Origin of the sequence: Pseudoduganella plicata (genome assembly GCF_004421005.1) — a bacterium.
GTDB lineage: Bacteria > Pseudomonadota > Gammaproteobacteria > Burkholderiales > Burkholderiaceae_D > Rugamonas > Rugamonas plicata.
Map to the genome: position 1 here is coordinate 2,078,911 of NZ_CP038026.1, position 14,392 is coordinate 2,093,302.

A 14,392-nucleotide genomic window follows, 5' to 3' on the forward strand; every position below is an offset into this window, starting at 1 on the left:
AGCGGCTCAGTTGAGCAGCAGGTTAAGCGGCAGCACCAGCAGCGCGATCAGGCTGATCATGCCGCGCACCAGGGTCGTCAACAGCGAACTGAGCACGCCCGTGTACATCAGCAGGATCAGTGCGATGAAAATATACGGCGTGTACACCTCCAGCCGAGCATACCTGCGTGCGAGCTCGTTCGGCAGCAGCGCCGTGACGACGCGCCCGCCGTCCAGCGGCGGTACGGGAATCAGGTTGAACACGCACATGACGGCGTTGACGATGATGCCGCCCTGCGCCATCCCCGTCAGGAACGGTTCCGTCACATTCATGCCGTTCAGCAGCACGGCCCAGATGGCCCAGGCCAGCGCCATGACGAAATTCGACGCCGGACCGGCGGCGGCCACGAAGCCCATCTGCTTCTTCGGGTTGCGCAGACGGCTGTAGTCGACCGGCACGGGCTTGGCATAACCGAACGGCATGTGCAGGAAGTAATACGTCAGCAGCGGCAGCACGATCGTCCCGAACGGGTCGATGTGGCGCATCGGGTTCGCCGTCAGGCGTCCCATCTGGCTGGCGGTGGGGTCGCCGAAATAGCGCGCCGCGTACCCGTGCGCCGCCTCGTGCAACGAGATGGCGAAAAGGACGGGAATCGCGTACAGCGCGACATTGCGGATGACCAGGTCAAGTTCACTCATGGGGAAAATTTTACCAGACCGGCAACAGTCGCCTGCGGCAGGCCCGGTTTCAGGGGTCTAAAGTTGAGAAAAGAGGCGGCAGGCTTACAGCCCCAGGGTGGCGGGGTCGCCGCGGCCCAGCCGGACCAGTTCCGGTTCGTCGCCCGTCAGGTCGACTACCGTCGTCATCGCCATGCTGCAGGCGCCGCCGTCGATCACGAGATCGAGCTGCTTGCCGATGCGCTCGTTAATGGCTTCCGGATCGTTCAGCGGCTCGTCCTCGCCCGGCAGGATCAGGGTGGACGACAGCAACGGCTGCTCCAGCTCGCGCATCAGTGCCTCGACGATCGGCGTCTCCGGCACGCGCAGGCCGATCGTCTTGCGGGATGGATGCGACAGCCGGCGCGGCACCACGCGCGTCGCCTCCAGGATGAACGTGAACGGTCCCGGCGTGCCCAGCTTGAGCAGGCGGAACTGGCGGTTGTCCACGCGGGCATACTCGCCGATTTCCGACAGGTCGCGGCACAGCAGCGCCAGGTGATGCTTCTCGTCGATGCCGCGGATGCGGCGCAGGCGCTCGACGGCCGCCTTGTCGTCGAGGTGGCACACCAGCGCGTAGCAGGAGTCGGTGGGTACGGCGACGACACCGCCGCCGCGGATGATTTGCGCCGCCTGCCTGATCAGGCGGGCTTGCGGGTTCTGGGGATGGATCTGGAAGTATTGACTCATAAAGTGACGATGGCCTCAGCGGATCGACTGCAGCGCCGCAATGCGTTCTTCGAATGGGGGATGGGTAGAGAACAGCGACGACCAGCCGCCGCCGCCCGAAATGCCGGAAGCGGCCATGTTCTGCGGCAGTGCGCCCGGCTCCATGCCGCCCAGGCGGGCCAGCGCGTGCTGCATCGGCACCGAACTGCCGAGCAGCTGGGCCGACCCGGCATCGGCGCGGAACTCGCGACGGCGCGAGAACCAGGCCACGATGATCGAAGCCAGCAGGCCGAACGCAATCTCGCAGACGAATACCGTCACCATATAGCCGATACCGCCGCTGCGCCCTTCATTGCGCAGCAGTACCTTGTCGACGAAGAAGCCGACGATGCGGGCCAGGAACACGACAAACGTGTTCACGACACCCTGGATCAGCGTCATCGTCACCATGTCGCCATTGGCAATGTGGGCGACCTCATGGGCCAGCACGGCTTCCACTTCGTCGCGGTTCATCGATTGCAGCAGGCCCGTGGAGACGGCCACCAGCGCGGAATTCCTGAAGGCGCCCGTGGCGAATGCGTTCGGCTCGCCCTCATACACGGCCACTTCGGGCATGCCGATGCCGGCACGCTGCGACAGGGTCTGGATCGTCGACAGGAGCCACTGTTCGGTGGAATTCTGCGGCGCGTCGATCACGCGCGCGCCGGTGGACCATTTCGCCATCGGCTTGGACATCAGCAGCGAGATGATGGCGCCCGTGAAGCCCACCACGAGCGAAAACGCCAGCAGGCTGCCCATCTGCAATTGCCCGCCCGCGCCGGGCCGGCCGATGCCGAGCAGCGACAGCACGATGGACAACACCAGCATCACGGCGAGGTTGGTGGCGATAAACAGGACGATGCGTTTCATTTTTTCGGTTCTCCGCGTACGGACAAAATACAACTATATAAGACGACGATATGTCGGCAATATGACGCGCCTCCCCGGCCGGGGAAGCGCGACAGGGTCAAGATGGTGTTGGGCCGCGCCGATTGCAAGTGCGGCGGCCCGAGGCCGCCGGCGGCTTAAGACCGGCTTCAGCCCGCGGGCTCAGAACCAGTCGTGCCAGACGGGCGTGACATTGCCCGGCAGCGGCGGCAGCGCCGCGAAGTCGACGCGGGCCTCGCCGGGTGCATGGAAATCGGTGCCGCGCGAGGCCAGGAAGCCGTAGGCATTGGCCAGCTGGGCATAGACGGGATACTGGTCCGGCGTATGGCTGCCCGTCACCACTTCGATGGCACTGCCGCCCAGCTGCCTGAACTCGTCGAACAGGGCGTCCTGCTGGATCGGCGTGAAGCGGTAGCGGCCCGGGTGAGCGATGACGGCGATGCCGCCGGCGCCGCGGATCCAGCCGACGGCATCCTGCAGGCTGGCCCAGCGATGCGGCACGTAGCCGGGCTTGCCCTCGGACAGGTACTTGCGGAACACCTCGGCGATATTGGCGCAGTAACCCTCCTGCACGAGGAAACGGGCGAAGTGGGTGCGCGACATCAGCGCCGGATTGTCGACATAGCTCATGGCGCCTTCGTAGGCGCCGGGGATGCCCGCCTTGGCCAGCTGCACGCCGATTTCACGGCCGCGTGCGTCGCGCCCGGAACGCGTCGCCTCCAGCCCTTGCGCCAGCGCGGCATTGTTCTCGTCGATCTGCAGGCCGACGATGTGCACCGTCTCGCCACCCCAGGTGATGGAGATCTCGACGCCGGCCACGAAGCGCATGCCCTGCTCCGCCGCAGCGGCGCGGGCGGCCGCCGTACCGCCCACCTCGTCGTGATCCGTCAGCGCCCAGACGTCGACCCCGCCCTTGCGCGCATGGGCCGCGACCAGCGCGGGCGGCAGGACACCGTCGGAAACGTTGGAGTGGCAGTGCAGGTCTACTTTCATCGGGCTCTATGCGCAGGTGGACGTGTGTGAACGAAGTGCCATTGTACGCTGCCTGCCGCGCGCACGCGGGCGCGCAGGTTGCCGCATCAGGCCAGGAACGCCTCGATCATCGCCGCCAGCAGTGCCGGCTGGTCATGGTGCAGCATATGGCCCGCGTCCGGGATCTTTTTCGGCGTGACATTGGCGATATGGCCGATACGCCGGTCCACTTCGCGGCGCCCTTCTTCCGGGCCGCCCATCCACTCCCACATATTGGTATGTTCCGCCTCGACCCACAGCACCGGCGCGGTAATCCTGCGCCAGCAGGCCAGGATGTCCTCCACGTGATACGGCAGCGGGCTCGCCTGCTTGTGCACCGGATCGCCCAGGATTTCCCACTCGCCCGCGTCGTTCGGCGCCGACCAGTGCTGCGCCAGGAAGGCGGCGCGTTCGTCCGTCAGGCGCGGATTGGTCTTCTGCAGTCGGCTGGCCACGGCCCGCACGTCCGGATAGGCGCGCATGACGGGCGGCGCCAGGAGCTCGTCGAGCCACTTTGCGTACTTGCCCGGCGCATCCGCCGGCACGGCGCCCTTCAGTCCGAAGCCCTCCAGGTTGATCAGGCGGCGGATGCGCTCCGGGCGCACGCCGGCATAGATGCCGACCACGTTGCCGCCCATGCTGTGCCCCAGCAGGTTGACGGCGCCGTCGGGCTGGTAGTGGCGCAGGAGGGCGTCCAGGTCGGCCAGGTAGTCGGGGAACCAGTACGTGTCCGTGCCGGGCCGCTCCGTCAGGCCGAAGCCGCGCCAGTCCGGCGCGATCACGTGCCAGTCGCCGGCCAGATGATCGACGACGAACTGGAACGATGCGCCCACGTCCATCCACCCGTGCAGCATGAAGATTTTCGGGGCGCCATCTCGGCCCCAGTGGCGCACGTGGGTGCGCAGGCCGCGCACGGTGAGGAATTCGGAACGGGAAGGTGTCATCTGATGCCTTGAAATAACGGCCCGGGGCGCAATATGCGCGCCCTGGCGCCGGAAAACGTCGTGAGACCAGCATAATAGCACGATCGTGCGAAAATGCATTGCCGCATGAGATCGCGCCATGAGGGCGTAAAATACTGCCACTATTTCCCCTCAAACAAGGACTGCCATGGCCATATACCAGCTGGGCGAGCACGTGCCCGAGATCGACGACTCCGCTTTTGTCGCCGACAGCGCCACCGTGATCGGCAAGGTGACGTTGCACCCGAACAGCTCCGTTTGGTTCGGGGCGACAATCCGCGGCGACAACGAACGGATCACGATCGGCACCAACAGCAATGTCCAGGAAGGCACGGTGATGCATACCGATATCGGCCACCCTTTGACGATCGGTGCCGACGTCACCATCGGCCACCAGGCCATGCTGCATGGCTGCACGGTGGGCGATGGCGCGCTGATCGGTATCCAGGCGGTGATCCTGAACGGCGCGAAAATCGGCCGGGGCTGCCTGGTGGGCGCGGGAGCGCTCGTCACGGAGGGGAAAGAATTTCCGGACAATATGCTGATCATCGGTTCGCCGGCGAAAGCCGTGCGGGCGCTGACGGCGGAAGAAGTGGCGCGCCTGAAAGGCAGCGCCGACAGTTATGTGCAACGGGCACGGCTGTTCAAGACACAACTCAAAAAGATTGGATAAAGCATGACCCAGGATACGCTGCAAAAATTCATTTTCGACAACGCTGCCGTACGGGGCGAACTGGTCGATATTTCCGCCACATGGCGTGAAATCCAGTCGCGTCACGCGTACCCCGTTGCCGTCAAGCGCCTGCTGGGCCAGATGGTATCCGCCGCCGCGCTGCTGTCGGCCAACCTGAAGTTCAACGGCGCCATCGTCATGCAGATCCACGGCGACGGTCCCGTGCGCCTGCTCGTCGTCGAGTGCGACTCGCAGCTGCGCATGCGCGCCACGGCCAAGCTGGACGATACCGCCGCCGTTGCCGACGATGCCACGCTGACCGACCTGCTGAACCAGACCGGCCGCGGCCGCTTCGTCATCACGCTCGACCCGGCCGAGAAGGTGCCCGGCCAGCAGCCTTACCAGGGCATCGTGCCGCTGGACGGCGAGGACGTCGCCACCGTCATCGAGCACTACATGCTGCGCTCCGAGCAGCTGGACACGAAACTGTGGCTGGCCGCCAGCGACGACACGGCCCGCGGCCTGCTGCTGCAGAAGCTGCCGCTGCACGGCGGCAAGGCCGAAGCCAACCCGCTGACGCACGAGGAAGCGCTGGAGACCTGGAACCGCGCCTCCATGCTGGGCGCGACGTTGAAGGAAGAAGAGATGCTGGCGACGACGATCGACGTCCTGCTGCAGCGCCTGTTCTGGGAAGAAACGATCCGCGTGTTCGATCCCGTGCATCCGTCGTTCCACTGCACCTGCAACCGCGAAAAAGTGGGCAATATGCTCAAGATGCTTGGCCGCGAGGAAGTGGAAGCGGCGCTGGCCGAACAAGGCAAGCTGGGCATCAACTGCGATTTCTGCGGCAAGCACTACGACTACGACGCCGTCGACTGCGCCCAGCTGTTCGCCAGCGACGCCCCGGCCGAAGCGCTGATCCACGCGACCGAGGCGAAGCACTGACGCCGCAGCCGGGGCAATCGCCTCGGCAACGAGCTACATGCGCCTGCCGGGTACTAGACGGTGTCACTGACACAGGCTGTTCAGGCCCTGCCTGGCTTCCAGGCTCGGGCCCTGGCGCGAATACCCATCAGAGCCAGCCCCGCACCCATCATCCAGAATGCTGATGGTTCCGGTACAGGCCACGGCAGCGCGGCCCCCGTATGCTGGTCAAGGTGGAGCGACAGATAACCGTCGCGGCTGCTGCCGCTGCCGTTCAGGTATGAGACTTCGTAAGGAATCGTCTCGTCAAGCGAACGGTTTTCCCCGGCCAAGCTCACGATGTTGTGGTATGCCTCATCGAAGGCGAAGTATTCAACGCCACCGTTGGCGTCCCGTATCAGGACAGTCATGTTGGCATGCGCGTTATACCATTGATCAAAGCCCGCTTCGCCCTCGATGACGGCACTGCTCGACATGGCGCCAAAGAAACGCACGCCCGTGTTGGGCGCCAGGGTGAAATGGTAGAGGTCGCTCCCCGCCGATACGTCCCCGCTGCGCAATACCGACAGATCCTCCTCGGTGGTAACGGCGGTATCGATCCGCAGTGTCGTAAGCGCCGGGCGCCCGGTCAGCGTCATCGCATACGTGTACCCGTCCTCGAAAAGGGTTAGCGCCTGCGGCGAGCCCACCGCATCGAGCTGCTCTTCCACGCGATCCATCCAGAACCCGTCCTGGGTAGCCACGTTCATCCGCACCGTGTTGTACGGGCGGTACTGGTAGCGCATCGGCCACCATGTCAACGCCGCATCGATGCCGTCGCTCGGATCCAGATCGGTGATTTCGATGCCAAAGCCCCCTACGCTGCTCGTCCCTCGAACGTCCGCACTCGCAAGCCCCGGCGCCATGGCGGCCAGGCTTAATACGCCCATCATCACAACTTTCGTCGGTTTCATCGCTGTCTCCGTTATCGTTGCTGGAGCGGTTTACTTTACCATTAATTACAAACGATGATAATTCTAATTACCTATGGTGGCCACAAGCTTTTTTGGTGCAACGAAGTTGTGCGCTCAACGATATATTGGGGCATTGCGAGCTGCGACGCCCAAGGCTACGCCAGCGATACCGCTACAAGAGGCACACTGGCAGCCAGGTATGAGCCAACCGGAGCAGGCTCACCATGCATTGCACCTGATCCGGCTTGAACCGCGTTACACCGGCGTCACCATCTCCACGGAAATTGCCTCCCCGACGACGCACTTCGGGTAAACGCCAGCCTCCTGAGAGACGAACGGCCTGGCCGCAAAGCCAACCGGCCCTCGAGGCAACACCAGAAATACTATACCGTCCGAAGGTCGGGCAGCAGCCTCAACTGAACTGCATCAGCATCTGTCAGGTTTCATTTTCAGCGGTAGCTGAGCGCGTTGTAGATCGTGCGGCGCGTGTCTTCGATGCGGCGCCGGCCGTGCATCACGCGGGCGTTGTCGATGACGACGATGTCGTTGTCCTGCCAGCCCACGTTCACCGTATGCCGCGTGCACACGGCATCGAGCGACGCGCGCATCTCGTCCGACAGCGGGGTGCCGTCCGCGAACGCGATCGTGGGCTGCTCGTAGTTGAACGACGGCCCGAAGATGCTGTTGGCGAAGGCCGGGCGGCCGGGGCTGAAGGGCGAGCGTTCCAGGATCGCGGGCGTGCGGAAGCTGTACGTCACCGAGTCGTCCGCGTGCAGTTCGACTTTTGTGTTGGCGCCGTGGTTGGCGAGGGCCAGCAGGCGCGCGTAGCAGGTTGGCGTGTCGGACGCTTCAGGACCGCCGGTGTAAGCGTGCCGCACATAGTTCTTCCACAGCGCTTCGCCCACGCGACGGGTGTAGACGATGTCCTGTGCCCGCAGCGCCGCGCGCATCTGTGGCGCCAGGTCGTTGAACACGGCGGCGCCGTCGCAGACGGTGGTCTGCGAACCGATGGCCGGTGCCTGGGTGCAGAAGAACCAGCACAGGTCGGGCCAGAACGGGCTGTTGCCGTTCTCGCAGTGCAGGCCGATGGCGTCAACGCCCGCGTCGACCTTCTGCGCCAGCACCTTGCCGTCCTTGTCGTGGAACTGGCGGGCCGGATCGAGGCTGATGCGGCTGCTGTGGGCGCGCACCAGGTCCGAGAAGCCCTGCACGTCGCAGGGAAAGCCACGCAGGATGACATAGCCGTACTGCCCCAGCCAGCCGGCCAGTTGCGCCTTGCCGATCGATGCCAGCGTATCGCCGGCGTCGCCCTTGACCACGAGACCCGACTGGCGGGTATGAACTTCAGTTTGCACGTCATTCTCCAAAAGTATGAGGTTGATACAGCGTGTTGGCTTATGCCCGGCGGGCGCGCACATGGCGCTCGATATCCTGGCGGCGCGGCCGGCCGGTGACGGTGAACAGGCTGGCGCGCAGGGCCGGTGCATCGGCTTCGAACACGAAGGTGCTGGCCCGTTCGACACCGGACAGCCAGCGCTCGCCGTGGCGTTCCAGCTCGCGGCGCAGCGCGATCGGATCGGCGCCGGCCGCCGTCAGCACAAAGGCCGACAGCGTTTCCTGCCCTTCGCCCAGCAGCACGACGTCCGCCACGCCCGGCACGCTGCGGTAAGACGCCTCGGCCGGTTCCGGCGACACGTTGCGGCCGTGCGCCGTGATGATCAGGTTCTTCTTGCGGCCGATGATGGTGATGTAGCCGTCGGCGTCGATCTCGGCCAGGTCGCCCGTCCACAGCCAGCCTTCGGCATCGGTATGGCAGGCGCTCGGATCGCTGCCGCTGTAGCCGGCAAACAGCGACGCGCTGCGGATGCCCAGCTCACCGTCCGGCCCCAGCCTGCAGGCGACGTGCGGCAGCGGTTTGCCGACGCTGCCGATGCGGTTCGCCGCCCGGGTATTCCACGACACGACGGAGCTGTTCTCGCTCAGGCCATAACCCTGCAGCACGGGGATGCCCCGCTCCGCCAGCCGGGCGATCGTCTTGGCGGCAACCGGCGCGCCGCCGGCGGCAATCAGCGGCGGCGTGGCGCGGCCGAACAGCGCCTGGCACAGGGCCCCGCTGTCCAGGTGGGCCATGCGGTGCGCCGCGCTGGCCAGCACTTCCACCAGCGAAGGCGGCAACGTCATCGCACTGGGGCGGGCACGCCGCATCAGCGCCAGCTTGTCGGCCGCCACCGCGCCCGGATCCCCCAGCGGCGCCTCGCCCGCGGGTGGCAGCACGACGGTGCCGCCGGCCGAAAACGGCATGTACAGCGCCGTCACCTGTTCGATCAGGAGGCTGAACGGCACCAGGTTCAGGTAGCGTTCATAGTCCTGCGGCGTGGCGTTCCCCCACAGCGATGCCAGCAACGCATCGAGCCCATGCTCGCGGATGCGCACGCCCTTCGGCGAGCTCGTGGTGCCGGACGTATGAATCACCTTGCAGACCCGGTCTGCCCCGGTACCGGCAACTGGCCCCTGCGCACCCGCGGGTGCGCTCTCGATCAGCTGGCGGATGGACAGGCACGGCACCGAGCGGAATGCCTGCGGCGCGCTGGCGCGCCAGGCGTCGAAGCGGCGCCGGCCCTCGTCGTCCGTCAGCACGACGCTGCACGGAGCCAGCAGGTGCGCTGCCTGTTCCGCGCTGAACGCCAGCGGTACCGGCACTTCCACATAGCAGCCCAGCAGCAACGCCAGGTCGGCCTCGATCCACGGCACCGAATTGGCGGCCACCAGGCCGACGGTGGCACCCGGCGGGCAGCGGCCGGCCAGCGCCGCCGCCAGTGCGCCGCACTCGCGCTCCAGCGTGCCGTATGTGACGGCCCGGTGCGACGCCACGGTGCTGCTCAACTGGACGATCGCCGTGTCGTCCGCACGCTCGCGCATTACGCTGCGGATCCTGTCGATGAAATGCGTCATGCTGCTTCTCCCATCAGATGCGCCACCGGCGCCGTGTTCGCGGCCTGCGGATCGCTCATCCGCGCCGCCACATTCTCGAGTCCATCGGCCGACGGGTCGGCCAGCAGGTGCCGGTTGTAGCGGCCGCAGACCGCGTCGAAGTAGTGCCCCACCCTGTCGACACGCAGCAGCCCCGTGACGGGACTGGTGTCGTAGTAGGTGCCCCAGTTCACCCCCGGCGTTTCCGGCAGGCGGGCGGCATCGGCCACGGCCAGCTCGTGGAACTGCAGTTTCAGGCTGGCGAAGCTGCGCCGCAGCTTGGCCGTGACGGTGCAGATGACGCCGCGCAGGCCCAGGTACCAGCACACCAGCGGCAGCGCGCGCATCAGCTCCGTGCCCATCGACGGCTCCACCGTCGCCAGGGCCGTCACCTCGGCGATATCGCCGCGTGCCACGTCGCGCTGGAAGATGTCTGCCACTATCTGCTCCAGCGGCCGGTCCAGGTAGTGCTCGGAGAACAGCGCCGCGCGGCCGCCGAACGACAGCCCGGCACAGGCCAGTGCCTTGTCGGTGGCGCGATCGATGCAGACGATGAAGCGGTGCGGCCGGGGCGCAATCGTTGCGCCATATGCGTGCCGGTAGACGGTGCGCGCCAGGGCGACCGAGGCATCGTAGTAACGGTCGTTCGGGCCGACCAGTTTGAAGACCAGGCTGCGGCCGTTCTGTTCAAGCTGGAACATGGCGGCCCCCTGCGGTATTGGTGCTATCGGACGTCAAGAGGTAGTCGAACGATACTGGTGTACTCATGTTGTTCCCTGGGTTTGAAGATGACACTGGAGAGGTAGACGAATACGCCTTCGCCCCGGCCTGCTGGTGGAGAAGCCGAACCAGCGAAGGACATGGTACCGATCGTTTGTTGGACAAACTGAGGGGATGTTGAGGGCATTTGTAGCGCTTCGTCGGGACCTTGTGACGTACTGCCGCGTAGCACGGAACGGTCCGCAACGGGGTGATAAATATCAGTTCGTCATCATCGCGTCACACGGTGCCGCTACCCTGCGCCTTTTTCCCTTGTGGTTATCCTTTGTAGAGGCAGGCAGACGAATGAACAGGAATCTGAAGGCGGCGGCAGCCGCATGTGCGGCACTCACCCTGGCCCCGCTGGCGCTGGCGGAGAACGTGGCGGCGGCGGTAGCAACGATGGCCGCACCGGGCGCGGACAGCGCGGCCGATGCGGCGGCCGCCGATGCCGCCGCAGCCGGTCCCATCGCCACGGTGGAAATCGCCACGCGCCGCACGCGCTCCTCCGTCGCACTCAAGCAGGACGAGATCCAGAAGATCCTGCCCGGTATCAATCCGCTGAAGGCCCTGCAGACGCTGCCCGGCGTGAACTTCCAGACGGCCGACCCATGGGGCAACAACGAACAGAATCTGTCGCTCTCCGTACACGGCTTCTCCGGCCAGCAGCTGGGCTACACGATGGACGGCGTGCCACTGGGCGACCAGCAGTACGGCAACTACAACGGCCTGTCGCCGCAGCGCGCCGTGATCTCGGAGAACGTGCGCGGCGTCGTGCTGTCGTCCGGCGCGGGCGACCTGGCCACCGCGTCCACCAGCAACCTGGGTGGCACCATCGAGACGTTCTCCAGCGACCCGCTGGCCACCCGCAACTTCGCCGCGCAGCAGACGGTGGGCAGCCACAAGACATCGCGCACGTTCCTGCGCTACGACACGGGCAAATTCGGCGACAGCCGCGCCTACATCTCGGCGCTGCACCACGAAGCGCGTGCGTGGGACTTCGAAGGCCGCCAGGGCGGCGACCAGCTGAACGCCAAGTTCGTCAACGACAACGCCACCGGCAAGCTGACCCTCTTCCTGAACTACAGCGACAAGATCGAGCCGAACGAGGACAGCACCGTCCACGTCGCCGGCGAAACGTCGGCACCATACACCCGCCCGTTCCTGTACCCGGACTTCCCCGCCGCCCTGTCCTACCTGTCGCCGACGGGCGCCACGCCGGCCGCCGAAGGCAACAACTACCGCAACTACTACAGCGACGCGCAGCGCGAGGACTGGCTGGGCTACGCACGCTACGAGTGGAACCTGTCGGACAACGTCACCTGGATGAACCAGGTCTACTACCACTACGACGACGGTGTCGGCGTCGTCGCCGGTCCGATCGGCGTGGCCGGCCTGCCGGCGCTGTTCGCCGTCTACTATCCGAACCAGAACCTGAAACAGGTGTTCGGCAACTCGGGCTACGCCACGCGCACGACGGAATACCGGATCAACCGCGCTGGCGTGCAGTCGATCCTGCGCGCGGAGCTGGGCGCGCACAAGGTGCAGGGCGGCCTGTGGTTCGAGCACAATGAATCGCAGGCGTACCGTCGCTGGTATGCGCTGGACGTCAACAATCCAAGCTCGCCCTACGACCGTCCGTCGAACCCGCTGATCACGCAGTACGGCAGCGAGATCGAGAACAAGGTCGTGCAGCTGCACCTGCAGGATGAGTGGCAGGTCCGTCCCGACCTGGTGCTGCAGGCCGGCTTCAAATCGAGCCTGCAGTTCGCGCATGGCGACTTCCCCGTGCAGCCGAAGATTGGCGCGATTGCCGGCGGCTCGAAGGCGCTGCCGGTCGGCGATATCGATACGAAAAAATGGTTCCTGCCGCAGCTGGGCGCGCGCTGGGACCTGAACGCGCAGGACCAGCTGTTCGTCAACGTGCAGAAGAACATGCGCCAGTTCGTCACGTACGGCGGCGGCGGCGCGTCGCCATGGAGCCTCGCCAGCCAGCAGGCGTTCGACCTGTTCAAGGCCGAAGCGAAGCCGGAGACGTCGGTCACGGTGGAAGCGGGCCTGCGCGGCAGCCGCACGTTCGGCGGCGGCATCATCTCAGGGCTGGACGGCCAGGTCAGCGTCTATCACGTCAACTTCAAGGACCGCCTGCTGACGATCAGCCCGACGCCGGTGATCTCCTCCATCATCGGCGGCAACCCGGTGCTGGCCAACGTCGGTAGCGTCAAGACAGACGGCATCGACCTGTCGGGCACCCTGCACTTCGGCCGCCGCTTCTCGATCTACAACGCGCTGTCGTACAACCGCTCGCAGTATGAGGACAACTACATGAACGGCGCGGCCACCGTGCCGACCAGCGGCAAGAACGTCCCCGGCAGCCCGGAATGGATGGACAAGTTCGTCGCCACGCTGAACCTGGGCCAGACGGAGATTTCGCTGCAGGGCGAATACGTCGGCAAGCGCTATGCGACGTACACCAACGACCTCTCGGTACCGAGCTACTTCCTGATGAACCTCGCGGTCGGCGGCAAGCTGCCGTTCCTCGACGGCTTCGTGAAGAACGCCCGCTATCGTGCTACCGTAACGAACCTGGCGGACCGGACGGGCAGCCTGAACGTCGTCGTCGGCGCGGCCGACAAGACGTACAACACGTTCCCGATCCCGCCGCGCCAGGCCTTCCTGACCGTGATGGCGGATTTCTGATGACGGACTTTATTCTTCCCCGGCGCCACCTGTCGCGGCGCACCTTTATCGCGGCCGCTGCGGGCACGTTGCTGCTGCCGGCCGTCCACGCGGCCGATGCGAAAGCGAAACCGCTGGTGTTCGCGCACCGCGGCGCCTCGGCGCTGCGGCCCGAGCACACGCTGGCCGCCTACGCAAAAGCCATCGCGGACGGCGCCGATTACATCGAGCCGGACCTCGTCTGCACGAAGGATGGTGTGCTCGTCGCCCGTCACGAAGCCGACCTGACGGAAACGACGGACGTGGCGAAGCGCAGCGAGTTCGCGTCGCGGCGCACCAGCAGGAAGCTCGATGGCGAGACCCACACGGGCTGGTTCGTCGACGACTTCACGCTGGTGGAGCTGAAGACGCTGCGCGCGGTGGAGCGCATTCCGCAGTCGCGTCCCGGCAGCGCGCAGTACGACGGCATGTTCCAGCTGCTCACGTTCGAGGAAGTCATCGACTTCGTCGCCGCGCAGTCGGCCACGACGGGCCGCCTGATCGGCCTCGTGCCCGAGCTGAAAAGCTCGACGTATTTTGCCGCGCACCGGCTGGCGCTGGAGGACCGCTTCATCGCCACGCTGGCGGCACACGAATACACGCGCCGCGCTCCTGTCGAGATCCAATCGTTCGAGGTGGCGAACCTGCGCTACCTGCGCGACAAACTGGGTCGCCGCGCCAACTTGCGGCTGATGCAGCTCGTCGGCGTGGGCGCCATGCAGCCCAGCGACGTAATCGCCGCGGGCGGCAAGCTGACCTACGGCGCGATGGCCACGCCGCAGGGCCTGCGCGACGTGGCCGCCTATGCCGACACGTTCGCGCCGCCCACGCGCGCGCTCATCCCGCTGAAGAAGGACGGCAGCCTGGATGCGCCCACGCCGATTGCCACCGACGTGCGCGCTGCCGGGCTGCGGCTGGAGACCTGGACGTTCCGCCCCGAGAACCGCTTCCTTGCCGCGGACTTCCGCAACGCGGCCGGGGAGCACGCGCGCAACGAGGCCGGATCGGTCGCGGAGATCCGGCGCTACCTGCAACTCGGTCTGGACGGCTTCTTCACGGACGACCCGGCACTGGGCCGTGCCGCGGTGGACGGCTGAGGCGCGCACGCCCACCGCAAGCAGGTTTGCGCG

Annotated in this window: 13 protein-coding genes; 4 read left to right on the top strand and 9 right to left on the bottom strand. The window is 65.9% G+C overall.

All coding sequences use genetic code 11. The annotated features are described in order from the left end of the window. Positions 1-6 precede the first annotated feature (6 nt). The 5 genes from E1742_RS09165 to E1742_RS09185 form a co-directional block, all read right to left on the bottom strand. On the bottom strand, positions 7-678 hold the full coding sequence (locus E1742_RS09165; protein ID WP_134384592.1) for a site-2 protease family protein: 672 nt from the start codon (positions 676-678) through the stop codon (positions 7-9). An 84-nt stretch (positions 679-762) separates the two neighbouring features. After that, entirely contained in the window at positions 763-1,386 is a 624-nt protein-coding gene (locus E1742_RS09170) for an L-threonylcarbamoyladenylate synthase (RefSeq protein ID WP_134384593.1), read from the bottom strand. A 15-nt stretch (positions 1,387-1,401) separates the two neighbouring features. Further along, the gene (htpX, locus tag E1742_RS09175; RefSeq protein ID WP_134384594.1) at positions 1,402-2,274 is read right to left on the bottom strand and encodes a protease HtpX; all 873 of its coding nucleotides are present in this window, start codon (positions 2,272-2,274) and stop codon (positions 1,402-1,404) included. A 180-nt stretch (positions 2,275-2,454) separates the two neighbouring features. After that, positions 2,455-3,285 carry a 3',5'-nucleoside bisphosphate phosphatase gene (locus E1742_RS09180; RefSeq protein WP_134384595.1) on the bottom strand — a complete coding sequence of 277 codons (831 nt, stop codon included), beginning with the start codon at positions 3,283-3,285 and terminating at the stop codon, positions 2,455-2,457. Positions 3,286-3,371: 86 nt separating this feature from the next. Further along, positions 3,372-4,247 carry an alpha/beta fold hydrolase gene (locus E1742_RS09185; protein ID WP_134384596.1) on the bottom strand — a complete coding sequence of 292 codons (876 nt, stop codon included), beginning with the start codon at positions 4,245-4,247 and terminating at the stop codon, positions 3,372-3,374. A gap of 166 nt (positions 4,248-4,413) precedes the next feature. Here E1742_RS09185 and E1742_RS09190 point away from each other — a divergent pair, with 166 nt between their 5' ends. Then, a complete protein-coding gene (locus E1742_RS09190) occupies positions 4,414-4,938 on the top strand; it encodes a gamma carbonic anhydrase family protein (protein WP_134384597.1) in 525 nt (174 codons plus the stop codon). A 3-nt stretch (positions 4,939-4,941) separates the two neighbouring features. Next, complete coding sequence (hslO, locus tag E1742_RS09195) at positions 4,942-5,883, top strand: Hsp33 family molecular chaperone HslO (protein WP_134384598.1); 942 nt, start codon at positions 4,942-4,944, stop codon at positions 5,881-5,883. 80 nt (positions 5,884-5,963) lie between these two features. Here hslO and E1742_RS09200 read toward each other — a convergent pair whose 3' ends face one another. The 4 genes from E1742_RS09200 to E1742_RS09215 form a co-directional block, all read right to left on the bottom strand. Next, on the bottom strand, positions 5,964-6,815 hold the full coding sequence (locus E1742_RS09200) for a PEP-CTERM sorting domain-containing protein (protein WP_134384599.1): 852 nt from the start codon (positions 6,813-6,815) through the stop codon (positions 5,964-5,966). 449 nt (positions 6,816-7,264) lie between these two features. Beyond that, positions 7,265-8,170 (bottom strand): TauD/TfdA family dioxygenase, encoded by a 906-nt coding sequence (locus E1742_RS09205; protein WP_206076741.1) that lies wholly within the window; start codon positions 8,168-8,170, stop codon positions 7,265-7,267. A 40-nt stretch (positions 8,171-8,210) separates the two neighbouring features. After that, positions 8,211-9,767, bottom strand: coding sequence for an AMP-binding protein (locus E1742_RS09210; RefSeq protein ID WP_134384601.1), 1,557 nt, complete (start codon positions 9,765-9,767; stop codon positions 8,211-8,213). Beyond that, on the bottom strand, positions 9,764-10,486 hold the full coding sequence (locus E1742_RS09215) for a thermostable hemolysin (protein ID WP_134384602.1): 723 nt from the start codon (positions 10,484-10,486) through the stop codon (positions 9,764-9,766). The genes E1742_RS09210 and E1742_RS09215 overlap by 4 nt, the downstream gene beginning before the upstream one ends. Positions 10,487-10,850: 364 nt before the next feature. On the opposite strand from E1742_RS09215, the gene E1742_RS09220 reads away from it, so the two are divergent. Further along, positions 10,851-13,244, top strand: coding sequence for a TonB-dependent receptor (locus E1742_RS09220; protein WP_134384603.1), 2,394 nt, complete (start codon positions 10,851-10,853; stop codon positions 13,242-13,244). Then, positions 13,244-14,359 carry a glycerophosphodiester phosphodiesterase family protein gene (locus E1742_RS09225; RefSeq protein WP_134384604.1) on the top strand — a complete coding sequence of 372 codons (1,116 nt, stop codon included), beginning with the start codon at positions 13,244-13,246 and terminating at the stop codon, positions 14,357-14,359. Before E1742_RS09220 ends, E1742_RS09225 begins: the two co-directional genes overlap by 1 nt. Positions 14,360-14,392 lie beyond the last annotated feature (33 nt).

Excerpts from the sequence above, each read along its gene's own strand:
- E1742_RS09165 (WP_134384592.1), bottom strand. The coding sequence starts at position 678 with ATGAGTGAACTTGACCTGGTCATCCGCAATGTCGCGCTGTACGCGATT.
- E1742_RS09170 (WP_134384593.1), bottom strand. The coding sequence starts at position 1,386 with ATGAGTCAATACTTCCAGATCCATCCCCAGAACCCGCAAGCCCGCCTG.
- htpX (WP_134384594.1), bottom strand. The coding sequence starts at position 2,274 with ATGAAACGCATCGTCCTGTTTATCGCCACCAACCTCGCCGTGATGCTG.
- E1742_RS09180 (WP_134384595.1), bottom strand. The coding sequence starts at position 3,285 with ATGAAAGTAGACCTGCACTGCCACTCCAACGTTTCCGACGGTGTCCTG.
- E1742_RS09185 (WP_134384596.1), bottom strand. The coding sequence starts at position 4,247 with ATGACACCTTCCCGTTCCGAATTCCTCACCGTGCGCGGCCTGCGCACC.
- E1742_RS09190 (WP_134384597.1), top strand. The coding sequence starts at position 4,414 with ATGGCCATATACCAGCTGGGCGAGCACGTGCCCGAGATCGACGACTCC.
- hslO (WP_134384598.1), top strand. The coding sequence starts at position 4,942 with ATGACCCAGGATACGCTGCAAAAATTCATTTTCGACAACGCTGCCGTA.
- E1742_RS09200 (WP_134384599.1), bottom strand. The coding sequence starts at position 6,815 with ATGAAACCGACGAAAGTTGTGATGATGGGCGTATTAAGCCTGGCCGCC.
- E1742_RS09210 (WP_134384601.1), bottom strand. The coding sequence starts at position 9,767 with ATGACGCATTTCATCGACAGGATCCGCAGCGTAATGCGCGAGCGTGCG.
- E1742_RS09215 (WP_134384602.1), bottom strand. The coding sequence starts at position 10,486 with ATGTTCCAGCTTGAACAGAACGGCCGCAGCCTGGTCTTCAAACTGGTC.
- E1742_RS09220 (WP_134384603.1), top strand. The coding sequence starts at position 10,851 with ATGAACAGGAATCTGAAGGCGGCGGCAGCCGCATGTGCGGCACTCACC.
- E1742_RS09225 (WP_134384604.1), top strand. The coding sequence starts at position 13,244 with ATGACGGACTTTATTCTTCCCCGGCGCCACCTGTCGCGGCGCACCTTT.